The sequence below is a fragment of the Hoeflea sp. 108 genome (assembly GCF_000372965.1).
In the GTDB taxonomy this organism is placed as follows: domain Bacteria; phylum Pseudomonadota; class Alphaproteobacteria; order Rhizobiales; family Rhizobiaceae; genus Aminobacter.
In genome coordinates this window covers 1,307,348-1,330,275 of sequence record NZ_KB890024.1, presented here as the reverse complement: position 1 = coordinate 1,330,275, position 22,928 = coordinate 1,307,348, and the positions used below count along the sequence as shown (strand labels likewise).

The following is a 22,928-nucleotide window of genomic DNA, read 5'->3' as shown; positions in this document are numbered from 1 at the left end:
GATGTACGCATCTCCTGGCTGCCAGCGTCTGAGCCTGTTCGCGACCGCCCTCCTGGCATGCGGTATTGCCCATTCTGCCGGAGCGGCGGAGACGAGCTGGACGCTCAATGCCTGGGAGCCGCCATTCGACTATTCGAGACAACCGGCAACCATCGACTACCAACCGGTCGCCAAGGCGGCAAAGCCATGGCGCATCTGCGCCTCCTACCCTCACCTCAAGGATTCCTACTGGGTCAGCGTCAACTATGGCATGGTCGAGCAGGCGCGTTCGTCGGGCGTCAAGCTGACCGTCGTCGAGGCCGGCGGCTATCCCAATCTCGATCGCCAGATCGAGCAGATCCGCAATTGCAGCGCCAATGCCGATGCACTCATCGTTGGCACAGTATCCTATGAAGGGCTGACGCCGACGATCAAGGAGATCGCCAAGCGCATCCCTGTCATCGCCGCGGTCAACGATATCGACGATACCGGGATTTCAGCGAAATCGGGCGTCTCCTGGGAGGAGATGGGGCAGTCCATCGGCGCCTATCTGGCCCGGCTGCATCCCGCCGGCTCCATGCCGGTCAGCGTCGCCTGGTTTCCTGGACCGAAGGGAGCGGGATGGGTCAAGTTCGTCGAAGCCGGCTTCCAGCGCGCGCTGAAGCAGAGTTCGGCAAACATCGCCGCCGTCAAATGGGGCGACACCGGCGTCGAGATCCAACTGTTGCTGATCGAGGAAGTGCTCGAGGCCCAGCCCGACATCGACTACATCGTCGGCAGCGCCCCAACGGCCGATGCCGCCGTCAGTATCTTGAGAGCCCAAGGCCGGGCGAACCACGTCCAGATCCTTGCCGACTATTTCACCCACGGCACGTTCCGCGAAATCAACCGGGGCAAGGTGGTTGCCGCGCCGACGGACTCTCCGCCCCTGCAAGGCCGCATCGCCATCGACCAGGCCATCCGTGCGATCGAAGGCACTTTGCGTTATCGCCATGTCGGTCCGCCGGTCCAGGTGATCGACCGGACGAACGTGCAGTCGCTCGACCTGGAACGCAGCCTCGCCCCCGCATGGTTCAAGCCGACCTTCGACGTGCAGTAGCCGGTCACATTTTTTCACAACAAGCATGGCTAATTTCACGTATCTCGGCGGACTGGTTCACAGCCGGCCGCTAGCCTGATGCTGAGGATTTTGCGGAAGCTGCGAGGAGGCAGTGACGGCCATGACAGGTGACACCTACCCCGCCGTACGCTCGGGTCCGCCGCAGCCGAGCTTGATCCTTCAGCCAGGGCTGCTTTTGCCTGGCATGGAGCGCTATCATGTGCCGGGTCGGGGGGCGGCGCTGATCGACATCGAGGCGGGCGACCGCGTGAGCGTGCGCAATCTCGAGGGCGGCCAGGCCTGCGAATTGGTGGCGTTCGACGCTGCCGGCCGCGCCGATCCGGGCATTCTGGGCACGCGTTCGAACAGCGATGCCGCGGGCCTGAAGGCGCTGCTTGTGGATGGCGACGACAGCCTGCAGAAGTTCCGTCTGGGTCTCGCCCGCCGCAAGCTCGAGCTTGGCCGGGCCGAAGCGGTGCGCTTCTTCGATGGCTCGACGCCCGCCGGCACCGAAGAGAGCTTTGTCGTCACACGCCCGGGGTCGCTGGTGGTTGCCGCGCCCGGCAGCCCGATGGCGGTCGACGGCCAGGACACCTCGACGCCGCTGGTGGTGATGATCAAGCGGGCAACGGTGCGGGCCGCCTCCGGCCGTTCCGACCTGCCCGATCCGCTCGCCGAGCCGGTGCTCGATCTCAGGGTCAAGTCGAAGACGGCCGAGAGCTTCTTCGTCAAGGCCGGCGACTACATCCAGATCATCGACGTCGACGGCCGCCAGTGCACCGACTTCCAGTGCTTCTCGGCCCGCAAGCTCGACAAGGGCCGCGACCTCGCGCTCGACGTCACCGCCACCCGCTCGCTGATGGGCCATGCCTATCCGATGCCGGGCCTGCATGCGAAGTATTATGATCAGGATTTCGAGCCGCTGGTCGAGGTCATCCAGGACACCTGCGGCCGCCATGATGCGTTTGCGCTCGCCTGCTACGCCAAATATTACGACGACATCGGTTATCCCGGCCACGTCAACTGCTCGGAGAACTTCAACGGCGCACTCACGCCCCATGGGGTCAATGCCCGCGCTGGCTGGATGGCGGTCAACTTCTTCTTCAACACCGGCATCGATGCCCATGGCGTGATGTATTCGGACGAACCCTGGTCGCGGCCGGGCGACTATGTGCTGCTGCGCGCCCTGACCGACATCGTCTGCGTCTCCTCCGCCTGCCCCGACGACACCACGCCATCCAATGGCTGGAACCTCACCGACATCCACGTCCGGACCTATTCCGGCGCCAACACATTCCAGCGCGCGATCGCCCGACGCACGACCCCGGAGGCCGAACCCAAGATGACCCGCGAGACCGCCTTCCATCAGAGCTTTGCCAAGCACACCCGCAACTTCATCGAATACAAGGGTTTCTGGCTGCCGCAGGAGTTCGCCAAGGAAGGCGCCATCGAGGAATACTGGGCCTGCCGCACCAAGGCGGTGGTGATGGATCTTTCCGCCCTGCGCAAGTTCGAGGTCACCGGCCCCGACGCCGAAGCTTTGATGCAGTACACGCTGACCCGCGACGTCAAGAAGCTCGGCGTCGGCCAGGTCGTCTACACCGCCATGTGCTACGAGCATGGCGGCATGATCGACGACGGCACCTTGCTCAGGCTCGGCAAGGACAACTTCCGCTGGATTTGCGGCGACGACTATTCCGGTGTGTGGCTGCGCGAGGTGGCGGAGAAGCTCGGCCTCAAGGTGCTTGTCCGCTCCTCCACCGACCAGATGCACAACATCGCGGTACAGGGTCCCAACAGCCGCGATATCCTGAAAGAGATCGTCTGGACGCCGCCGCACCAGCCGGCACTGTCCGAACTCGAATGGTTCCGCTTCACCATCGGTCGCATCGGCGATGCGACGGGTGTGCCCATCGTCGTTTCCCGCACCGGCTACACCGGCGAACTCGGCTATGAGGTCTGGTGCCATCCGCGCGATGCCGAAAAGGTCTTCGACGCGGTGTGGGAAGCGGGCCAGCCGCATGGGCTGAAGCCGATGGGTTTTGCCGCCCTCGACATGGTGCGCATCGAGGCCGGCCTGATCTTTGCCAATTACGAGTTCTCCGACCAGACCGACCCGTTCGAGGCCGGCATCGGCTTCACCGTGCCGCTGAAGACCAAGACCGACGACTTCATCGGCCGCGACGCGCTGATCAAGCGCAAGGACAATCCGATCCACAAGCTTGTCGGCCTCGACATCGACGCCAATGTCGCTGTCGGCCATGGTGATTGCGTCCATATCGGCCGCGCCCAGATCGGCATCGTCACCTCGTCGATGCGCTCGCCGATCCTCAACAAGAACATCGCACTCGCCCGCGTCGAGGCACACCATGCCGAGGTCGGCACCGAGGTCGAGGTCGGCAAGCTCGACGGCCAGCAAAAGCGCCTGCCGGCAAAAATCGTGCCCTTCGCCCACTACGACCCCAAGAAGGAACGCCCGCGGTCCTAAGCCAAACAAACCTCTGGCCAACAACCAAAAGCCCCGCAAACGCGGGGCTTTTTTCTTGCAGGATGATTGGTGGAACCAGGGCGCTGGCCAAATGTCTGGCTACCTTCGTATAGTATTCTTCACTGCGCCGCGCCGCGAGGTCTGAAGCTGCACGAGGGAGGCAAATTTGCCGTCTGCCGTTGATTTGGAACGCTGGCCCGACCTTCCTTACGCCACCTGGAAGGACACCTATGAAACGCTCCATCTGTGGACCCAGATCATCGGCAAGATCCGCCTGACGCACGAGCCCTGGCTGAACCACTCCTGGCACGTGCCGCTCTATGTGACTGTCCGCGGCTTGACGACTTCGCCTATCCCTGTTGGCGGGCGGGCACTGCAGATCGATTTCGATTTCATCGACCATCTGCTGTGGCTGAGAACGAGCGACGGCCATGTCCGCCAGGTCATGCTCGCCCCCAAGACCGTCGCCGGATTTTACGGCGAAGTGGCGATGGCGCTTGTCGAACTTGGTCTCGAAACGCAGATATTCACCCAGCCATCCGAGATTGCCGACGGCGTCCCGTTCGAAGAAGACAGTGTCCACTCTGCTTACGACCGCGACCACGCCAATCGCCTCTGGCGCATCCTGCTCTCGACACAGCAGGTCTTTTCGCGTTTCCGGACCGGCTTCCTCGGCAAGGTCAGCCCGGTGCATTTTTTCTGGGGCGGCTTCGACCTTGCTGTGACACGTTTTTCGGGCAGGCGAGCCCCGCTGCATCCGGGCGGCATTCCGCGCCTGCCGGACCCGATTACCCGCGAGGCCTATTCCCACGAAGTGTCCAGCGCAGGGTTCTGGCCGGGCGGCGGGCCGATCGACTATCCCACCTTCTATTCCTACGCCTATCCGGCCCCCGAAGGCTATGCCTCGGCCGCAGTCCAGCCTCAGCAGGCGTTCTTCTCCAAGGAATTCGGCGAATTCCTGCTGCCATACGATGTGGTGCGCAATGCGCAAGACCCAGACGCGACGCTCATGGCGTTTCTGCAGAGCACCTATGAGGCGGCGGCCAATCTCGGCAAATGGGACCGTGACTCCCTAGAATGCACCATCGGTGTGCCCTGCCGACCACGCCCGCTATAGGCCGTGGGTCACTGTCGCCCACGGCGGCGCGATAGACGCAAAGGCCCGCTGAGGATCGGCGCGCTAGGGACAACAGCTTCGCTGCCTGAAGGAAGCTATTGCCGACAAGCGCTCGCGCAGCCATTATCAATCGGAGGTTGAGTCCAGATTTCACAGGTTCGGGAGCCGCATGAACGAAGCAGGCCTGCTTGCCACGCTCAAATTCGACACGCGCGAATTGCCGGTCGAGCATCAGTTCGAGGCATGGCGCACTTTCCACTCCTCGGTGATCGACGTTTCCATCAGCCCCGAGGCGCGGCAGGGCTTCATCTTCGAACAGCAGGTCTGGGACCTAGGCAAGCTTGCCTTCACCTCTTCGCGCATGCCAGGCCCGAAGGTGCCGCGCAATTGGCACCATTTTGGCAAGGATCCGCTCGACCATTGGTGCTTGGTGCTGCCGGAGAGCGCAATGCACGCTGCGCAGGATCCGAATGCGCCGCCACGTCAGGTCCATTTCCGCTCGCTCGGCCGCCCCTATGACGGCGCTGCGGCGGATTCGAGCGTATCGACCGTCTACATCCCCCGTGACCTGCTGCGTCCGCTGGCTGGCGTGCTCGACAAACATCCCGGCAGCGTCGGGCCTGACGGGCTGGGCGGGCTGCTCGCCGATTTCCTGGTCTCGTTCGAACGCCGGCTGCCACACATACCGGCGCATGAGGTGCCACATGCCGTCGAGGCAATGCGCGCCATGATATCGGCCTGCCTCGCCCCGACCGCCGATCGTGTCGCCGAAGCACAGGGCCACATCGCGGCCACAATGCTCGAGCGCGCGCGACAGATGATCCATAAGGAGCTGCAAGCTCCCGATCTCGGACCGGCAAAGCTGTGCCGACAACTCGGCATCTCGCGCTCCAAGCTATATGTTCTTTTCGAGCCGTTGCACGGGGTGGCGCGCTACATCCAGCGGCAGCGGCTGCTGGCGGCCTACAAGGAACTGTCCGACCCCAACTCACTGACCAGCGTCTCCAGGATCGCGGAAAAACTCTGCTTCGCCGATGCCGCGACCTTCAGCCGGGCGTTTCGAAGCGAGATGGGATGTGCACCGAGCGAGGTCCGGGCCGCCGCTGCCATAGGCCTGCCCCTGTCGCCAAGGCGGCTGCCGCTCAAAGTGCTCGACGAGGTGGTGAGCCTCGGCGAAATCCTCCAGTATCTGCAGACATAGAGTGCCGGACGCTCCGTTGGCCGGCTCTCCAGCAGCTTAATGCAGCACCATCTAATGGACGCAATGCGTACCAATGGGATTCCCTGCCGATCACAAGCGGCTGCCGATCGCCTATGCTGGCGACAGATATTCCGATTGCGCGGGACATTCGGTTCGGACGCATGATGGCATGGCATCTTGCCCCGACCACACCAGTCGTCCCAAGCGAGCGGGCGGCAGCTGCCAGGTCTGCCGCCCGCGCTTCTTCCTTGCGATCTGCTCCGCCATTTGCGTTAGCATAGGCCGTTCCCTCGGCAACGACATGACGGGTATCTCCGACATGGGCCTCGGCTTCGCCATCGCGGTTACACACTCATTTCCGGGACGCAGCGACTAGAGTTGGGATTTCCTGCCCATCACGGCCATGTCGGCATCGGCTAGATTTCGACAATGGGCGCTTGGGCCCGAGACGTCGACTTCAGCCGGAACGAAACACGATGAAGAAGCTCGCATTGGCAATGATCTGCACGGTCGCACTGGCAGGCTGCACCACGACCGAACGGGATGTGGGCACGGGTGCGGCACTCGGCGCCGCGACGGGCGCTGCAATCCACGGCTCTACAGAAGGTGCGGTCGTCGGCGCAGCCGTTGGTGCCACCGCCGGACTGCTGGTTCGAAATCTGCGCAACGGCTATTGCCAATATCGAAATCCGCGCACCGGACATCTCTACACGGCGAGGTGCTGAGGTGCCGGCGACGTGACCTCGGCCAGTTTCTGAACAGCAATCGACAAGTTCGCGACCTCAACGTCTGTACTATTTCGCAAATGGATGACAGCCTCACCAAAGATGTCCGCTGCTCATGACATCATTCCTGGGGGCTAATGCCAGCTCGCCTGCGCTTTTCGCTGCTGTATGCGGCGCTGTTCTTTGAACTCGGCATCAACTTGCCGTTCTTTCCGGTATGGCTGCGCTCTCAACATCTCGACGATGGCCGCATCGGTATCATACTGGCTATGCCGCTTCTGGCGCGCGTGCTTGCCAATCCGGTGGTCACGGCAGTTGCCGACCGGCAGGAGCGCCTGAGCGGAACACTCCTGATATGTGCCGCAGCGGTTGCGATCGCCACGCCGCTGCTCGGGACCACAAGCACGTTCCTGCCGATCCTGTTGCTTGTCGCAGCAATCGGCCTCGCCCAGGGACCACTTATCGCCCTTTCGGATGCAGTCACGTTGCGCGCCACGCGGGCGACAGTGCCGACAGTCGACTATGGACGCGTCAGGCTGTGGGGATCCATCGCGTTTGCCGTGGCCAACATTTCCGGTGGCATCCTGCTCATGTGGTTCGAGCCGGACATGATCATATGGCTTCTCACCGCCTCGGCCCTGCTGACGGCCCTGACCGCGTTGACCGTCGCAAGGCTGCCGTCGACGCCGTATCGCGAGCGCCGCGCCTCCCGACCAGCCGGCAGAGCCGGCCTGCTTATCGTCCTCGTCGTGGTGGGTGCAGCCTGTGTCCAGGCAAGCCACGGGCTGATCTACGCCTTCGGAACGTTGCACTGGCAGTCTTCGGGCATTGGCAAGAGCATGACGGGAATGCTCTGGGCGCTTGGCGTCGTGTCGGAGGTCGCAGTATTCGCAGTCGCCGGACGCCTCGTCGGCAATGCCAAGGCGGCGATGTTCCTGCTGCTGCTGGGAGCGGCAGTTGCAACCGGTCGATGGCTGTTCATGGCATTCGACCCCAATGTCGAGTTACTCGCCGTTTTCCAGCTAACCCACGGCTTCACATTCGGCGCCACGCATGTGGGAAGCATCGTTGTCCTGTCGCAACTGGCAGCACCCGGCATGCAGGCACAGGTCCAGGGATGGCTTGCCGGCGCTTGGGCGGGCCTGATGGCATTGCTGACAGCACTCTCGGGGCAGGTCTATGCCAGCTGGGGCGAGCGGACCTATCTTGTCATGGCTGGCGTGGCAGCGACCGGATTGGTGCTGATCGCAGTGGCCGCGCTTTCCTCGGCAAGCAGCCGGCGGCAGGTGCAGGCCTTCGAGGCCTAGAGCATCTGCGGACACATTTCCCTGGAATTTTCTAGCTCTGGAGGCGCCGCAGAAGATGACCTAGGCGCTCCACCGGTTCGAGCGACGCCAGGTCGGCGACCGGCCTTGCCGGGATCGCACCAAGGCCGCGCGACCTGACTTCGCTCGGGCTATAGCCGAACTCACGCCGGAAGGCCCGGCTGAATTCCGCTCCGTCGTTGAAGCCGCGCTGCTCGGCAATCTCGAAGATACGGCGGGTCTCGGTCGGGTCGGCAAGCTTGGAATGAGCATCGACAAGACGGCGGTGCAGGATGTAGCGCATGACCCCGCCGCTGGGCTCGAACAGCCGGTACAGCCTGGTGCGCGAAATGCCGAGCGCTCGACACAGCATGTCGTTGTCGAGGCTCGGATTGTAAAGATTGGCATTGATGTATTGCCGCGCCCGCTCCAGCAACATGTTCGATATCGGCGCCCTCGCCTCATCGAGATGATCGGGCGAAGGTGTGATGCAGGCCAGGATCATGGCTCGCGTCGCCGCTGCCACGCCGGGGAGGTCGGCAATCGTCAATGTCGGCAGGCGCTTGGCAAGCCCAATGATGTAGTCGGCGAGCAACGAGCCCATGCCGCCACTCAGCGTCGAGAACTCCGCCAGGCTCAGCGCGCCGGAATGCTCCTGGAAGAAATCCCTCGGGATCAGCAACATCAGCATGTGGCTGTCGGTGACGTGCCCGTCGAAAGGTTGTCCCAGCGAATGGAGTTGCACCGTGCCGGCGCCGCCATGGAATGACCTTTGGCCGGCAATGGTGCTCGCTCCCCCATCGAGGAACAGCGTCATCATCCAGTGGTCGAGGGCATCCCCGCGCACATGGCCCGGCAGACCGGCGAAGTTCAGCGCTCCGGTGCTGATCGAGGTGAAGGCGAGACAGCCGAGGTCCCATATCACCTGCCTGCCGTCGATCGTTTCTGGCGAATTGCCTGTGGGCGTGAGGTCGAGCATCGTCGCAAAATTGTGCCGCCAGGCATCGAACTGATCGGCGCGCGCCACATCGTCGGTCGAAAACTCGAAATGGGGAATGGGCCCGTCGTGCTGACCGGCCGAGGCGAGAAAACCGTTCGGGTTCTCCTGCGCAAAGCTTGTACCAACTGCAACCATGCCACCCCCCTCTTGGGGACGTGCACGCACGTCCCGGTGGCGTTTTCAGGTGCTGTCTGCGGCTGGCTTGAGACTTACGTCCCTGCTCAAGCTGGCGCGGACACACCTGCAGTCATGATCCTTCGCGTTCACATATCATAGCGCTCGCGAAGGTTTGTTCAACGAGGCCGGAAAATGACAGTTAATGCCGATGGTTGGCCGGCTGGTGCAGCAGGCAGCGCCGACTGCCTCAATCCTTGTGTTCGGCCTGCGCTTCCAGCATTTCCGTCTTGCCGGACGCGAGCAGGGCCGCGATCCAGCGCGACGACGGCGACTGGGCGCAATAGACGATGAAGGCGATCAGGATCGGCACGCCGATGAAGGCGCCCGAGATGCCCCACATGAAGCTCCAGAAGAACACCGAGAATATGACCGCGAAGGGCGAGATCGCCAGCGAAGCCCCCGTGAGGATCGGCTCGAGATAGCTGCCGATCATGAACTGGATCAGGTTGAGGCCGACGAACACCACAAAGGCCATCTGCCACGATTCGAACTGAGCGATGGCAAACAGGGTCGGGAACATCGTTGCAAAGAATGGTCCGAGAAACGGAATGTAGTTGAGCGCGAAGGCAATGGCGCCCCATGCCGCCGCGAGTTCGAGCCCGGCCACCAGGGCGAAGCCCCAAACCACAAGTCCCGTCAGCACGCTGGCGAAGGTGCGCACGGCCATGAAGCGGCGCAGCTTTATGCCGATCTCGCGATTGGCGGCGCGAATGCGGGCGCCATATGGCTGGGCCGCGGAAGATTCCAGGCGCCGGTTGAAATCCTCGACTTCGAGCAGGCCAAGCATCACCAGCACGAAGACCAGCAGTGCCAGCCCGGCGAAGCTGTTCAGACGACCGGCGACGCCCTGGGTGAAGCCAACCAGCCAGTTGACGTCGAAACGATCGGCGAGCGGACCGGCAACGGCGACGCCGCGCTCCTCCAGCCACTGGGTCCAGTCGACGTAGATCGCCTGGAAACGGCTGGCATTGACGAACAGCCATTGGCCGAGCCGGCCGAAGCCCCAGACCACCGACGAGCCGACAGCAAGCACGATGGCGATCGTCGCGCTGAGGGTGATGAACAGCGCCAGCAGCCGTGGCAGGAACCGCTGAAGCGCTGCCTGGATCGGCCAGACCAATGCGATGATGAACAGCGAAACGACGAGCGGAACGAAGATCGAATCCCCAACCCGCAGCAGTGCGAGCACCAGGATGCCGGTGGCAAGATATACGTTCATGCGGCCGTCGCCCCGCGCCTGCTGCCCATTGCCCAATTTCAACTGCCTCGATCGGATCATTTCGATGCACTGCCGTCAACGGCAGCCGCCTTGATGCAAGACGCGGAAGTTGTCGGCACGCGCCAGACAGCTGTTGGAGAATGTGCGCCACCTTGCACCGTTGACGGCGCAGACCGGCATGTAGATCGCTGGGCACGCAGTCTGCTGCTCGGGCCTGCGGCACTGGCCGTTGTGGATCACGCGGAAGCCATCGGCGCGGGCCATGCAGGCATTGGAGAAGGTTCGGGTTCGGTCGCCGCGCTGTCCGCAGACGGGGGCATATTCGAATGTGCATGCCTGTGGCCGCGACGGTCCGGGACCAGGCCCCGGCGATTGGGGAACGCAGGCCGTCAGCATGCCCAGCGCCATGAGCATCAGTGCGACAGGATTTGCAAGCAGGCGGTTCATGATGGCCAACTCCCCCGTATCAAACAATCAGACGACCAGTTCCGCGCTGCATGGCAACGGACGATGCAACGGGCCGACCTGCGGCCCATTGCGACTTCCAGGTCAAGGCAATCAGCTGGCAGGTGCGGCGGAAGCCTTCTGCAAGGCGTCGCGCAAGGCCTGCTCCTTCGTATCGTCAAGCGAGGTCTTGAGCACGACGCCACCGTAGCCGGCGATCTCCTTCAGCACCTTGTCGGCGGTCATTTCCTTGACCAGCACGAACAGCGCGCCATTGCCGGGCTGCAGGCTGCCCGAAAGCTCCTTCATGAAGGCGTCGTTGATGCCGAAATCGCTCATCGCACCGCCGAGCGCGCCAGACGCGGCACCAACGGCGACACCCAGAAGCGGATTGAGGAACAGCACGCCGACGAGCAGGCCCCAGAAGCTGCCGGAGACAGCACCGGCGGCAGTGGTGTTGACGAGCTGGTTCAGCTTGATCTTGCCGGCGTCGTTCTTGGTTGCGATGACGGCGTCGCTGAGCGTAATGAGATACTGCTTCTGCAGCTCGAACAGGCGCTCGCGCACTTCTTCGGCCTTGGCTTCGGTCGGATACACGATGACGATCAGGTCGGACATGGTAACTCCTTTTGCTTCAAAACCGGATGATGCGAAGCGTGTTGCGCAGCAGCATAGCCTGCGGGCAATTGCCGGGGATTAGCGGTGCGTCCCAACGCTTTGCATTGCGTTTCATTTTGAGCGCCTCGACTTAAGGTCAAGGCCTTCGCCATCAGGCGTGTCGTAGAAACTGACGCTCACGCGGGCTTCGGCCAGGCGCCGATACAACTTCTTTTTTTGAGCAATCGGCCACCAGTCGTAGAGAAAGATCTCGAGCGGCCGCCATAGCGCCACCCAGCCGACGATGATGAGGCCTTCCTCGACGAAGTGCCCGATGCTCCCATAGGATGTGACGGCAACAAACAGCTGGCCCAGCAGCAGGCACAAGCCGAGCACGGCCAGCCCGATCAGCAGCGCCCGCCGGCCCATGCGGAACTCGTCGGACAGTTCGCGCGTCACGACGCCGGCGCGGTAGTCGAAATAGTTGGACAATGACGCGCCGAGGCCACGAACCTCGGCACTGCCGGCTGCCCCCGCAGGCAGGTGGATCCTGATTTCCAGGGGCCGGTCGGCGGGCAATTCGCCGGCCCAACCGCAAATGTATTCGTCCGCGTCCCGCGCCAGGTCGCGTTCCCGGAACGGAAACGGATCCATCGTCTCGAACAGTTGCGACACGTCCTCGAGACGGATCTCGATGGCGCCGCCCTGCCCGTCATTCGGCAAGCCGTTGGTCTCCATGCGGATGCTCAGGCAGGCACACCGGCAGGCTGGGCCGTTGCCTGCGGTGCAGGCGATGCCGGCCGTTCCTCCGGAATGCGGAACCAAAGCACGTAGAGAGCGGGCAGGAAGATCAACGTCAGAACGGCAGCCACCACCAGGCCGCCGATGACGGTGAAGGCCAGCGGCGCCCAGAACGGATCACGGATGATCGGCAGCATGCCGAGAATGGTCGACCCTGCAGTCAGAAATACCGGACGCACGCGTTCGGCAGTGACGTCTATGACGCTCTGCCAGCACATGCCGCTGCTCTCCAGCCGGCTGTCCATCTGGTCTATCAGCACCACGGAGTTTCGCGTGATCATGCCGATCAGGGCGATCATGCCGAGCACGGCGATGAAGCCGACCGGAATGTTGGTGATCAGCATCACGAGCACGACGCCGATCAAGCCGAGTGGCACCACACTGATCACCAGCAGAAGCTTCTGGATGCTCTGGAGCTGGAACATCAGGATGATGACCATGACGATCGCCATCAGCGGGATCATCTCCAGAACGGACCCCATGCCGGTCTCGGCCCCTTCGACGGAGCCGCCGACCTCGATCCGGTAATTCGGATTGTCGTGGCGCAACTGGTCGATCTTGGCTGAGGCCTGGTCGACAACACTGTCGGCCATCACGCCCTCAGCCACGTCGGCCTGCACGGTGATCGTGGTTTCGCGGTCGCGCCGCCAGATGATCGGCTGGGTGGTGCGATACTCAATGTTGGCGATGCTTGCCAGCGGGATGGTCTGGTTCGGCCCTATCGGGATCTGCAGCGAGCGCAACGTTTCGACATTGGCGCGTTCGTCGGCCGCAGCACGGGCCACCACGTTGACCAGGTAGATGGAGTCGCGGACCTGCGTGATCGGCAATCCCGACGCCGTGGCAAACAGCGTCTGACTGATGGCGGCCGAGTTCAGGCCGACGAGGCGTGCCCGATCCTGGTCGACCTCGATGACTACCTTCCTGATCGGCTCGTTCCAGTCGAGATTGGGGCTGATAACGCCGCTGACGCTGCCGACCGCGTCGGCGACCTTCCAGGCGAGGCTGCGGACACCGGCGACGTCGGGGCCGATCACGCGATACTGGACGGGCCAGCCCACGGGCGGCCCCATCTCCAGCGGCGAGACGCGGGCGATGATGTCGGGGAACTGCTGGTCGAGTTCGGCCTGCAGCCTTGCCTGTAGCCCGTCACGCGCCTCGACGCTCTTGGCGATCACAACGGCCTGGGCACGGAACGGCGCCGGCGCCTGGATGTCCATGGGCAGGTAGAAGCGGATGGCGTCCGAGCCGACATAGAAGCTCCAGTCGACGACGTCGCTGTCGGAAGCGAGCAGTTTTTCGACTTTGTCGACCTCCGCCGAGGTCGCCTGCATCGATGCGCTTTGCGGCAGCACCAGTTGCAGCATCAGTTCCGGGCGATCGGACGGCGGGAAGAACTGCCGCTTCATTAGCGGCGCAGCGAGCAGAGCCACGACGAACAGCGCGACCGTGGCGGCGACGACGATGTAGCGCATGCGGATGCAGGCATGCAGCAGCTTCTTGAAGCCTCGCGCAAGGCCGCCCTCGCCCTTGTCCGTGGCCTTTGCGCCCGACTTCAGAACGGCCAGACCGACGATCGGCGTCAACAGCACGGCGATAAGCCAGGAGACGATGAGTGCTACGGCGATGACCACGAACAGCGAGCGCGCATATTCGCCCGAAACGCTTCGGGCGAGCCCGACGGGAATGAAGCCGGCGATGGTGACAAGCGTTCCGGCAAGCATCGGAAATGCCGTCGACGTATAGGCATAGGAGGCAGCCTTCACGCGGTCGTAGCCCTCGTCGAGCTTGGCCATCATCATTTCGACCGCCACCATGGCGTCGTCGATCATCAGTGTCAGCGCGATGATGAGAGCGCCGAGGGACACGCGTTGCAGGGCGATGCCGCTTATTTCCATGGCCAGGAAGGTCATGCACAGGACAAGCGGGATCGAGACCGCGACGGCGATGCCGGCGCGGAAGCCAAGCGCCAGGAAGCTGACGCCGAGCACGATGATGACGGCCTGCGTCAGCGAGACGGTGAAGCCCCTTATGGCGCTGGTGACGACCTCCGGCTGGCTGGCGACATGAACGAGGTCGATGCCTACTGGCAGGTCGTGCTCGAAGCGGGTCATCACCTGGTCGATGTTGCGGCCGAGTTCGAGAATGTCGCCGCCCGACGCCATGGAAACGGCAACGCCGATGGCGGGCTTTCCCTTGACGCGGAACATCGGCTGGGGCGGATCGACGGTGCTGCGCGTGACGGTGGCGATGTCTCCCAGCCGCACGAAACCCGAGGCCGTCGGTATGTTGATCTCGCGGATGTCGTTTTCGTCGCGAAGGTCGCCCGACACTTCGAGGATGGTGCGGTCGGCCGCCGACGTCATGGTGCCGGCCGGCATCACCGCATTCTGCGCCTGAATGGTGCTCATCACCGTTGCAGGGCTGATGCTCAGGCTCGCCAGACGCTGGGTCGAGAACTCGATGTAAATGGTCTCGTCCTGCGTGCCAAGCATCTCGACCTTGCCGATATTGTGGACGCGCAGCAGCCGGCTGCGCGCCTCATAGGCCCAGTCGCGCAGCTCGCGATCGCTGAAGTCGGTCGACTGCAGCGCATAGATGATGCCAAAAGTGTCGCCGAACTCATCGTTGAAGAAGGGGCCGCGCACGCCTGATGGCAAGGTGGCCTGGATGTCGCCGACCTTCTTGCGAACCTGGTACCAGATGTCTGCGACCTCGTCCGGCGCGGTCGAATCCTGGAGCGAAACATAGATGATCGACTGGCCGGCACTGGTCAGGCTGCGCAGCGTGTCGAGTCGCGGCACTTCCTGCAGCGTGCGCTCCAGCCTGTCAGTCACCTGGTCGACCGTCTGCTCGATGGTGCCGCCCGGCCAGACCGCGTGAACCAGCATGGTCTTGACGGTGAAGTCGGGATCTTCGCTGCGACCGAGGTTCAGGAATGAAAATGCCCCGGCGATGGCGCCGAGGACCATCAGGAAGACGATGAGCCCCTGCCGCTTGATGGCCCATTCCGACAGGTTGAAGCCGCCCTCGTTCATTTGCCGGCACCGTTGAGGAGGCGCACCGCCATATCGGGGCGAAGCTGCTGAACGCCGGCCACCACGACATTGTCGCCCTCCTGCAAGCCCTTGGCGACGAGGAAATCGCTTGTCTCGAAGCGCTGCACCTCGACCGACACCAGCTTGGTGGTGTTGGTCTTGGGGTCAACCACCCACACCGCCGGCTGGTTGCCCTGGTTGAACAGGGCCGTCATCGGCAGCCTGGCAACCGGGTCTCCGGCAACCTGCACGGTACCGCGCACGGCGCTGCCGAAGCGGAAATCGTCAGGCACGGCCTCAAGCCCGACCCGGACCGTGAAGTTGCGCGTCACCGGATTGGCGACGGGCGAAATCTCGCGGACGGCACCGATTGCCTTGCTGTTCGGATTGCTGAGTAGGCGCGCCTCGACGCGGACATCGCGGCTGGCCGACTGGATGGTCGCCTCCGGCACCTGGAAGACGGCGTCCTTTTCGACGAGCTGCGCGACGCGCACGATCATCTGTCCACCACCAATGACCTGGCCGACATCTGCGCCCACCGCGGTGACCACGCCGGCGGCATTGGATTTCAGCACGCGGTTGTCGAGATTGTTCTGGGCGACGCGCACTGCGGCCTGCGCCGCGTCGACACCCGCCCGTGCTGCGTTTGCCTGGGCGGTCGCCGCATCAAGTGCAGCCCGGCTGATGGTGCGCGGATAAAGCTGTTCCTGTCGGCTGCGCGTCTGGTCGGCATTGTCGAAGTTCGATTGCGCCGCAAACAGATTGGCCTCGGCCTTGCGCACGGCATCCTGCGCGTCTTCGGTATCCAGCCGCGCCAGCACGGCGCCGACCTCGACGCGGTCTCCGACATCCACGTCGCGCTCCCTGATCTCACCGCCCTGCCGGAACCCGAAATTGGTTTCGGTGCGCGGCTGCACGTCGCCGACGAGTGAACCGAACGTATCCTCGGGGCTGAAGGAGACGGCAACCGTCTTGACCGGACGCGGTGGCAGCTCGACAGCGTCCTCGGCCCGCTGGCAGCCGGCGACAAGCAGCGAGGTTGTGGCTGCGGCGGCCAGCCCAAGGAGGCGCCTGCTGGTGGAAGACGAACGTGATGCCATTTCGGGTTCCTCATCGACCCAAAACCAGCGCACGGCTTTCGCCGCACGCTGGAGGGACAAGCACAGACGATGACGCTCAGTAGTCGACTGCGTCGCGGATGATCGGGCAGGTCATGCAGTGACCGCCGCCACGGCCACGGCCAAGCTCGGCACCGGTGATGGTGATGACCTCGATGCCTTCCTTGCGCAGCAGCGTGTTGGTGTAGGTGTTGCGGTCATAGGCAAAGACGACGCCCGGCGAAGCGCAGACGAGGTTGGCGCCGCTGTCCCACTGGGTGCGCTCGCGCATGTAGTCGTTGCCGCCGGTCTCGACGACGCGCATCTTCTTGAGGCCGAGCGAGTCCCGCACCGTCTCGACGAAGCTGCCCTTGTCCTTGTGCAATTCGACACCGCCCTTGCCGTCGGGACGATATGAGAAGGCGCCGATGCCGTTGACGATGTCAGGATAAAGCAGCACGCAGTCGCGGTCGGCGAAGGTGAAGACGGTGTCGAGATGCATCGCCGCGCGCAGCTTGGGCATCGCCGCAACGATCACGCGCTCGGCAGCCCCCTTCTCGAACAGCGCTGCCGCAACCTGGCTGATCGCCTGGCGCGAGGTGCGCTCGCTCATGCCGATGAGCACGTTGCCCTTGCCGATCGGCATGACGTCACCGCCCTCGAGCGTGGCGAGACCCCAGTCCTTGGTCGGGTCGCCCCACCAGACATTGACCTTGCCTGCAAAGTCGGGGTGGAACTTGTAGATCGCAGTGGTGAGGATCGTCTCTTCGTGACGCGCCGGCCAGTAGAGCGAGTTGAGCGTCACGCCGCCATAGATCCAGCAGGTGGTGTCGCGGGTGTAGAGCGTGTTGGGCAGCGGCGGCAGGAGGTATTCGTTGACGCCGGCAGCGTCGCGGATCAGCGCCAGCTGCTCGCCGCCGATGGCCTCGGAGAATTCATGGGTCGAGAGGCCACCGATCAGGGTTTCGGCGAGCTCGCGATTGGTGAGCCCTTCAAGGTAAGAGCGGACCTCGTCGAGCAGGCCAAGGCCGATCTGGTTCGGCGAGACCTGATGGTCGAGAATCCACTTCTTGGCCTCGGGATTGGCAACCGTTTCAGCAAGCAGGTTGTGCATTTCGACCACTTCGACGCCGCGGTCGCGCATCTTGGTCATGAAGTCGAAATGGTCGCGCTTGGCGTTGTCGACCCAGAGCACGTCGTCGAAGAGGAGATCGTCGCAATTGGAGGGCGTCAGACGCTGGTGCGCCCGGCCGGGCGCACACACCATGACCTTGCGAAGCTGGCCGACTTCGGAATGAACGCCGAGAGGAGTGTTGTTTGTCATGACGTTTCTGCCTTTCTGTTCAATGTGTGATGGTGCCGGTCAGCAGACCGTAGGCGCCGACCAGTCCGGCAATCAGGGTGACGGCGAACACAACGAGTTCGGTCGAGGTGAACAGCTGCAGTTTCTGTTCACGGCGTGCCCAGAAGTAGAGGATCGTGCCGGGTACGAAGAGGACGGCAACGAGCAGCACGTATTTCAGGCCTGCGGCGATGAACATGAAGACCGTGTATATCGCCGCGATCCAGGCGATGACCTGGTCCCGGCCGCGATCGCCCGGAGATGTTTCGTAGCCTTCTCCACTGCGCGCGATCAGGATGCCGTAGCCTGCGACCAGCAAATAGGGCAGCAGCGCCGTCACGCTCGTCATGTCGAGCATGAAATTGAAGGCGTCGCGGGACCAGTAGGTGGAGATCACGAACAGCGACACGACGATGTTCGTCAGCCACAGGGCGTTGGCCGGCACCCGATTGCCGTTCTGCGCGGCAAAGAGCTTCGGCATGTCATTGGACTTGGCGGCGGCAAAGAGCACTTCCGCGCAGATCAGCGACCAGGCGAGGTAGGCGCCCAGCACCGACACCAGCACACCGATGGAAATGAAGACGGCACCCCAATGTCCGGCGACGGCCTCGAGAACGCTCGCCATCGAAGGCTGCTGGACGCCTGCGATCGCCGATTGCGGCATCGATGCGTAAGGCAGCAAGGTCACCGCCACCATCAGGCCGGTGACGCCGACGAAACCCAGGATCGTCGCCCTGCCGACGTCGGAGCGTTCCTTGGCGAAGCGTGAGTAGACGCTGGCGCCCTCAATGCCGAGGAAGACGAAGACGGTGATCAGCATGGTGTCGCGCACCTGAGCGATCAGCGACTTGGCCGGCATGTCTGCGCCGCCGAAGAAATTCTCGGAGAACTGGGTGTAGTTGAAGGCGAAGACCAGCACGAGGATGAACACCAGGATCGGCACGATCTTGGCAATCGTGACGATGGTATTGATGAAGGCGGCCTGCTCGACGCCGCGCAGGATCATGAAATGGAAGGCCCAGATGCCGATCAGCGACACGATGATCGCGGTGGCGCTGCTGCCGTCGCCGAAGGCGCCGGGAAAGAACCGCCCCAAGGTCGAACCGATCAGGACCCAGTAGAAGACGTTGCCGAGGCAGCTGCCGAGCCAATAGCCGAAAGCCGACAGGAAACCCATGTAGTTGCCGAAACCCGCTTTGGCATAGGCAAAGACGCCGGAGTCGATGTCTGGCTTTTTCTCGGCCAGCGCCTGGAACACCCGCGCCAGCATGTACATGCCCGTTCCCGCGATCGCCCAGGCGATGATGGCACCGAACGGACCTGTCGCAGCCCCGAAACGACCGGGCAGGTTGAAGATACCGGCGCCGACCATCGATCCCACGACCATGGACGTAAGTGCAAACAGCGACAGCTTCTGATTATCGCTTGAAGCCATGGTCTTTTTTCTCCTGTCAGCGAACCCAGGTTCGCGATCGAGATGCGAATGAAATTCAAGGAGAACTATAGGATTGCAGGGGTGGGGCTGTGATCAGCATGGAATCCCATGTCTATGCTCCGCGTCCCAAAGTTGTGCAGCGCAAAGGGTCGGGCAACCAAAACCGCCATCCGGAAAAGATCGCGCTTATCAAACAGATGCTCGAATGACGTACAGTTGCTTGTGAAAGTGCGCTGCCAGCCATGGCCATGCCGAGCGTCTTGCGCCTGCGGCATCGCAACCACCGAGCGATGGCAGCGCCGAGGCTGCTGCCGGCCTTGCCTAGACGGCGATGAGGCCAGTGGCGATCGCGTAGATCGCTGCCACCGCTCCGACAGCCGCAACAGCGAACATCACCATCTCGGCCGGCGTGAACACCCTGCGCCCCTGCTCTATGCGCGCCATGAAGAAGAGGATCGTGCCCGGTCCGTAGATGGCGGCCGAGAGCAGCAAATGCTTGGCGCCTGCCGCATAGATGAGAAAGGCAGTATAGGCCAAGGCGATCGCGGCAACGGCGAACTCGCCGCGCCGCGCCGCCGGTTCTTTTTCATAACTCTCGCCGGTCCAGGCCAGCTTGAAGCCGTATGCGGCGACCAGAAAATAGGGAATGAGGATCATCGAACTGGTCAGTTCGAGCGCCAGCCTGAAGGCATACTGGGCAAAGAGCGTGAGGATCAGGAAGGTCTGGACGACAGCATTGGTGAGCCACAATGCGTTCGACGGCACGCCGTTCTTGTTCTCATGCGCGAGGAAGCGCGGCATGGTTTCATTGCGGGACGCCGTGAACAGGATTTCCGCCGCCAGCAGCACCCAGGACAAATAGGCGCCGGCAACCGAGATCAGCAGGCCGATGCTGACGAACTTGGCACCCCATGGTCCGACCACCGCCTCCAACACGCCGGCCATGGACGGGTTGCGCAGGGCAGCGAGATCGGGACGCAGCATGACACCATAGGACAGGATCGTCACCAGCACGAGCAGGCAGAGAACGCCGAGAAAACCGAGCAGCGTCGCCACGCCGACGTCGCGACGGTTACGGGCGTAGCGCGAATAGACGCTCGCGCCCTCGATGCCGACGAAGACGAACACCGTCACCAGCATCGTCCCCCGGACCTGGCTCGCAACGCTGCGCAGACTAACGTCCTCGCCGCCCCAGAAGTTTGCGGCGAAGATGTCGGCGCTGAAGCCGTAGACGACGAAGACGATGAACAGGAAGATCGGGATAATCTTCGCGAAGGTGACGATGGTGTTGATCGCTGCCGCTTCCTTGACGCCGCGCAGGATCAGCGAGTGCACGGTCCACAGCAGCATCGACGAGATGACGATGGCCGTGATGGTGTTGCCGTCGCCGAACACCGGAAAGAACAGCCCGAGCGTCGACTTGATCAGCACGAAATAGGAGACGTTGCCGAGAAGTGCGGCCGACCAATAGCCGAGAGCGGAGAGGAAACCGAGATAGTTGCCGAAACCGGCCTTGGCATAGGCGTAGATGCCGGCATCGAGATCGGGCTTGCGGCGCGACAGCGTCTGGAAGACGAAGGCCAGCATCAGCATGCCGACGCCGGCGATGGCCCAGGCGATCAGCGCGCCGAACGGTCCTGTCTCGCGACCGAAGGCCTGCGGCAGCGAGAAGATGCCAGCGCCGACCATCGAGCCGACGACCATCGCCATCAGGGTCCAGACCGAGAATTTCTGCTGAGTGGCTGAGTTCATCGAATCGTGTCGTCAACAATTGTTTTGGCCGGCGGCAGCCCCAACAAGTCCTTCCGCCCTCAGAGCAATCTAGCCCGAGCCCGACGACCATGTGATTGGCATGGAATCCCGAGGATATGCTTGGCGTCCCAATCCTTGGCCTCGGTCCGTTTCGCCCGTTGCCGCCACGCGGATTTGCTGCTTCTGATCACGCGTAAGCTTGCTGGATCGAGGCATGTCGGCGAAGCGTCTGTTTTCCGTTCTGTTGATGGCAGTGCTGCTCGCCGGCTGCGGCGGCCCCCGCGCCGTGCTTGGCCTTGGCGTGGCGACCGACAAGGCCGCGTCAGCGGCGGTTGTTCCCGTCTATGTCGCCACCACACGGGCCCGATCCGACAACCTGTCGCTGCCCTATTCGGCCGAGCGCTCGCAGACGCTCAATTTTGCAAAGCTCGACATCGGCATACCCAGGAACCATGTGCCCGGCGATGTCGAGAAGACCGGCCGGACGCCTGATCCGGCCAGGCATTTCGTGGCGCAAAGCTACCAGCAGATCGCCAGCCGCAAGCAATTCGTCGCCCAACTCGATGCCGCCCTGGCCCAGCGTCCGCCGCAAGAGCGCGAGATCTTCATCTTCGTGCACGGCTACAACAACAACTTCGCCGACAGCGTCTTCCGGGCCGCACAGATCGCCCATGACTACAATGTCCGCGCAGTGACACTGCACTATGCCTGGCCCTCCGGCGGTTCCTTACCGCTCTATGTCTACGACCGCGACAGCACGGTGGTGGGGCGCGGCGGTCTGGCGGAGACGATCGAGATCGCGGCCCAGACCAAGGCCAACCGCGTGATCCTCGTCGGCCATTCGATGGGCGCCTATGTTGTCATGGAGGCACTGCGAGAACTGGCGCAGACCGGCCGTAGGCAAGCCCTCAAACGCCTCGGCGGCGTGGTGCTGGCAGCACCCGATATCGACATCGACGCCTTCCAGAGCCAGGTCCGCGACATCGGCGAATTGCCCATGCCCTTCGCCATCGTGGTGTCGCGCCGTGACCGCGCGCTTAGCATTTCCCGGCGCATCGCCGGCGGCCACCCACGCGTCGGCAGCGGCTCCGATATCGCGCTGTTGCAGCAGAAAAACATCACCGTGCTCGACGCCTCCCAGGTCGATGGCGGGTCGCACAACATCTTCGCCAGTTCCCCGACATTGATCGCCTTTGCCGGGCAAAGCGGGCTGCTGCGTCGGTTGATCGAAGGCGGCGACGCCAGCGCTGGCGAGACCCTGTTGGCCGATGGCGGTTCGGCCATCGAAGGTGCCGCAGCACTGGTTGTCTACCTGCCCAGCCGAATCCTCGGCGGCGTAGCACTTGCGGGTCGCCGATGAGCGAAGGGCAAAGGATAGGTGGCCTACCGGTGCTTTGGCTGCTGCTCTTCATCCTCTGGCTGATCGTCAACGCCTCGTTGGCCACGCCCATCCTCGTCACCGGCGCCATCATTTCCTTTGCCATCGCCTGGATCTTCGCGCGCCGCAGCAAAGTCTGGCACATCGCCGTCACACCGCGCAGCGCCTGGCACTTCCTCGTCTATACCGGCGTCTTCTTCACCGAGCTGGTGAAGGCCAATCTCAGCATGCTGCGCTACGTCTATGCGCCGCGCATCGACATCCACCCCGGCATCGTCAAGGTCCGCATTCGGCTGAAATCGCCAATCGGCAGACTGGCGCTGTCGAACTCGATTGCGCTGACCCCGGGTTCACTGGTCATGGATGTCAGGGGCGAAACGATGTTCGTCCACTGGCTCGACGTGAGGGCGACCGACCCGGAGCAAGCGACAGAAATGATCGTGGCTCCGTTCGAAAAGCACCTGGAGGCGGTCTTTGGCTGACCTGCTGCTTCAGATCGCCGGCGTGCTGATCTTCTTTGCCATCGTCTTCGGCGTAGCACGGCTGGTGATCGGCCGGACGGCAGTCGACCGTGTCGTCGCCATCGACATGCTGACGGTCGTGTCGATTGCACTGATCGCACTCTACGCGCATGTCTCGGGCCGCTTCGTCTACATCGACGTCGCCCTCGTCTATGGCCTGCTCAGCTTCCTCGCCGTGCTCGCCATCGCCCGCTTCCTCGAAAAGGGGCCGTGA

Annotated in this window: 19 protein-coding genes; 9 read left to right on the top strand and 10 right to left on the bottom strand. The window is 63.1% G+C overall.

All coding sequences use genetic code 11. From position 1 onward, the window contains the following. Window position 1 precedes the first annotated feature (1 nt). The 6 genes from torT to B015_RS0106520 all read left to right on the top strand — a co-directional run bounded on the left by torT (window position 2) and on the right by B015_RS0106520 (window position 7,916). Window positions 2–1,078 carry a TMAO reductase system periplasmic protein TorT gene (torT, locus tag B015_RS0106545; protein ID WP_018426872.1) on the top strand — a complete coding sequence of 359 codons (1,077 nt, stop codon included), beginning with the start codon at window positions 2–4 and terminating at the stop codon, window positions 1,076–1,078. Window positions 1,079–1,199: 121 nt separating this feature from the next. Next, window positions 1,200–3,566, top strand: a complete 2,367-nt coding sequence (locus B015_RS0106540) for an aminomethyltransferase family protein (protein WP_026226965.1) — start codon at window positions 1,200–1,202, stop codon at window positions 3,564–3,566. A gap of 166 nt (window positions 3,567–3,732) precedes the next feature. Then, window positions 3,733–4,683, top strand: a complete 951-nt coding sequence (locus B015_RS0106535; protein ID WP_040456064.1) for a DUF5996 family protein — start codon at window positions 3,733–3,735, stop codon at window positions 4,681–4,683. A 169-nt stretch (window positions 4,684–4,852) separates the two neighbouring features. Further along, entirely contained in the window at window positions 4,853–5,884 is a 1,032-nt protein-coding gene (locus tag B015_RS30545) for a helix-turn-helix domain-containing protein (RefSeq protein WP_018426869.1), read from the top strand. Between the two features lie 476 nt (window positions 5,885–6,360). Continuing rightward, on the top strand, window positions 6,361–6,609 hold the full coding sequence (locus B015_RS0106525; protein ID WP_018426868.1) for a YMGG-like glycine zipper-containing protein: 249 nt from the start codon (window positions 6,361–6,363) through the stop codon (window positions 6,607–6,609). 137 nt (window positions 6,610–6,746) lie between these two features. Beyond that, window positions 6,747–7,916, top strand: a complete 1,170-nt coding sequence (locus B015_RS0106520; RefSeq protein WP_018426867.1) for an MFS transporter — start codon at window positions 6,747–6,749, stop codon at window positions 7,914–7,916. 31 nt (window positions 7,917–7,947) lie between these two features. Here B015_RS0106520 and B015_RS0106515 read toward each other — a convergent pair whose 3' ends face one another. The 10 genes from B015_RS0106515 to B015_RS0106465 all read right to left on the bottom strand — a co-directional run bounded on the left by B015_RS0106515 (window position 7,948) and on the right by B015_RS0106465 (window position 20,815). Then, the gene (locus B015_RS0106515) at window positions 7,948–9,048 is read right to left on the bottom strand and encodes an AraC family transcriptional regulator (RefSeq protein WP_018426866.1); all 1,101 of its coding nucleotides are present in this window, start codon (window positions 9,046–9,048) and stop codon (window positions 7,948–7,950) included. 229 nt (window positions 9,049–9,277) lie between these two features. After that, window positions 9,278–10,309 (bottom strand): AI-2E family transporter, encoded by a 1,032-nt coding sequence (locus tag B015_RS0106510; protein WP_040456571.1) that lies wholly within the window; start codon window positions 10,307–10,309, stop codon window positions 9,278–9,280. A gap of 75 nt (window positions 10,310–10,384) precedes the next feature. Further along, window positions 10,385–10,756 (bottom strand): Kazal-type serine protease inhibitor domain-containing protein, encoded by a 372-nt coding sequence (locus tag B015_RS0106505; protein ID WP_018426864.1) that lies wholly within the window; start codon window positions 10,754–10,756, stop codon window positions 10,385–10,387. 111 nt (window positions 10,757–10,867) lie between these two features. Further along, complete coding sequence (locus B015_RS0106500) at window positions 10,868–11,371, bottom strand: DUF1269 domain-containing protein (RefSeq protein WP_018426863.1); 504 nt, start codon at window positions 11,369–11,371, stop codon at window positions 10,868–10,870. A 111-nt stretch (window positions 11,372–11,482) separates the two neighbouring features. Then, window positions 11,483–12,088: a hypothetical protein gene (locus B015_RS0106495; RefSeq protein WP_018426862.1), complete on the bottom strand. Its 606-nt coding sequence runs from the start codon at window positions 12,086–12,088 to the stop codon at window positions 11,483–11,485. Window positions 12,089–12,096: 8 nt separating this feature from the next. Continuing rightward, complete coding sequence (locus B015_RS0106490; RefSeq protein ID WP_018426861.1) at window positions 12,097–15,189, bottom strand: efflux RND transporter permease subunit; 3,093 nt, start codon at window positions 15,187–15,189, stop codon at window positions 12,097–12,099. Then, window positions 15,186–16,289, bottom strand: a complete 1,104-nt coding sequence (locus B015_RS0106485; protein WP_018426860.1) for an efflux RND transporter periplasmic adaptor subunit — start codon at window positions 16,287–16,289, stop codon at window positions 15,186–15,188. The genes B015_RS0106490 and B015_RS0106485 overlap by 4 nt, the downstream gene beginning before the upstream one ends. Before the next feature lie 76 nt (window positions 16,290–16,365). Beyond that, window positions 16,366–17,610 (bottom strand): arginine deiminase, encoded by a 1,245-nt coding sequence (gene arcA / locus B015_RS0106480; protein WP_018426859.1) that lies wholly within the window; start codon window positions 17,608–17,610, stop codon window positions 16,366–16,368. Window positions 17,611–17,629: 19 nt separating this feature from the next. Then, window positions 17,630–19,063 (bottom strand): basic amino acid/polyamine antiporter, encoded by a 1,434-nt coding sequence (locus B015_RS0106475; RefSeq protein WP_018426858.1) that lies wholly within the window; start codon window positions 19,061–19,063, stop codon window positions 17,630–17,632. Window positions 19,064–19,384: 321 nt separating this feature from the next. Then, window positions 19,385–20,815 carry a basic amino acid/polyamine antiporter gene (locus B015_RS0106465; RefSeq protein WP_026226963.1) on the bottom strand — a complete coding sequence of 477 codons (1,431 nt, stop codon included), beginning with the start codon at window positions 20,813–20,815 and terminating at the stop codon, window positions 19,385–19,387. A gap of 214 nt (window positions 20,816–21,029) precedes the next feature. Between B015_RS0106465 and B015_RS0106460 the strand changes: the two genes are divergently transcribed. The 3 genes from B015_RS0106460 to B015_RS0106450 are packed head-to-tail and all read left to right on the top strand — an operon-like array spanning window position 21,030 to window position 22,928. Then, a complete protein-coding gene (locus B015_RS0106460; RefSeq protein WP_018426855.1) occupies window positions 21,030–22,175 on the top strand; it encodes an alpha/beta fold hydrolase in 1,146 nt (381 codons plus the stop codon). Further along, window positions 22,172–22,675, top strand: a complete 504-nt coding sequence (locus tag B015_RS0106455) for a Na+/H+ antiporter subunit E (RefSeq protein WP_018426854.1) — start codon at window positions 22,172–22,174, stop codon at window positions 22,673–22,675. Before B015_RS0106460 ends, B015_RS0106455 begins: the two co-directional genes overlap by 4 nt. After that, complete coding sequence (locus B015_RS0106450) at window positions 22,668–22,928, top strand: monovalent cation/H+ antiporter complex subunit F (protein ID WP_018426853.1); 261 nt, start codon at window positions 22,668–22,670, stop codon at window positions 22,926–22,928. The genes B015_RS0106455 and B015_RS0106450 overlap by 8 nt, the downstream gene beginning before the upstream one ends.

What these genes read in the sequence shown, in the direction of transcription:
- torT (WP_018426872.1), top strand. Translation starts at nt 2, where the DNA reads ATGTACGCATCTCCTGGCTGCCAGCGTCTGAGCCTGTTCGCGACCGCC.
- B015_RS0106540 (WP_026226965.1), top strand. Translation starts at nt 1,200, where the DNA reads ATGACAGGTGACACCTACCCCGCCGTACGCTCGGGTCCGCCGCAGCCG.
- B015_RS30545 (WP_018426869.1), top strand. Translation starts at nt 4,853, where the DNA reads ATGAACGAAGCAGGCCTGCTTGCCACGCTCAAATTCGACACGCGCGAA.
- B015_RS0106525 (WP_018426868.1), top strand. Translation starts at nt 6,361, where the DNA reads ATGAAGAAGCTCGCATTGGCAATGATCTGCACGGTCGCACTGGCAGGC.
- B015_RS0106520 (WP_018426867.1), top strand. Translation starts at nt 6,747, where the DNA reads ATGCCAGCTCGCCTGCGCTTTTCGCTGCTGTATGCGGCGCTGTTCTTT.
- B015_RS0106515 (WP_018426866.1), bottom strand. Translation starts at nt 9,048, where the DNA reads ATGGTTGCAGTTGGTACAAGCTTTGCGCAGGAGAACCCGAACGGTTTT.
- B015_RS0106510 (WP_040456571.1), bottom strand. Translation starts at nt 10,309, where the DNA reads ATGAACGTATATCTTGCCACCGGCATCCTGGTGCTCGCACTGCTGCGG.
- B015_RS0106505 (WP_018426864.1), bottom strand. Translation starts at nt 10,756, where the DNA reads ATGAACCGCCTGCTTGCAAATCCTGTCGCACTGATGCTCATGGCGCTG.
- B015_RS0106500 (WP_018426863.1), bottom strand. Translation starts at nt 11,371, where the DNA reads ATGTCCGACCTGATCGTCATCGTGTATCCGACCGAAGCCAAGGCCGAA.
- B015_RS0106495 (WP_018426862.1), bottom strand. Translation starts at nt 12,088, where the DNA reads ATGGAGACCAACGGCTTGCCGAATGACGGGCAGGGCGGCGCCATCGAG.
- B015_RS0106490 (WP_018426861.1), bottom strand. Translation starts at nt 15,189, where the DNA reads ATGAACGAGGGCGGCTTCAACCTGTCGGAATGGGCCATCAAGCGGCAG.
- B015_RS0106485 (WP_018426860.1), bottom strand. Translation starts at nt 16,289, where the DNA reads ATGGCATCACGTTCGTCTTCCACCAGCAGGCGCCTCCTTGGGCTGGCC.
- arcA (WP_018426859.1), bottom strand. Translation starts at nt 17,610, where the DNA reads ATGACAAACAACACTCCTCTCGGCGTTCATTCCGAAGTCGGCCAGCTT.
- B015_RS0106475 (WP_018426858.1), bottom strand. Translation starts at nt 19,063, where the DNA reads ATGGCTTCAAGCGATAATCAGAAGCTGTCGCTGTTTGCACTTACGTCC.
- B015_RS0106465 (WP_026226963.1), bottom strand. Translation starts at nt 20,815, where the DNA reads ATGAACTCAGCCACTCAGCAGAAATTCTCGGTCTGGACCCTGATGGCG.
- B015_RS0106460 (WP_018426855.1), top strand. Translation starts at nt 21,030, where the DNA reads ATGTCGGCGAAGCGTCTGTTTTCCGTTCTGTTGATGGCAGTGCTGCTC.
- B015_RS0106455 (WP_018426854.1), top strand. Translation starts at nt 22,172, where the DNA reads ATGAGCGAAGGGCAAAGGATAGGTGGCCTACCGGTGCTTTGGCTGCTG.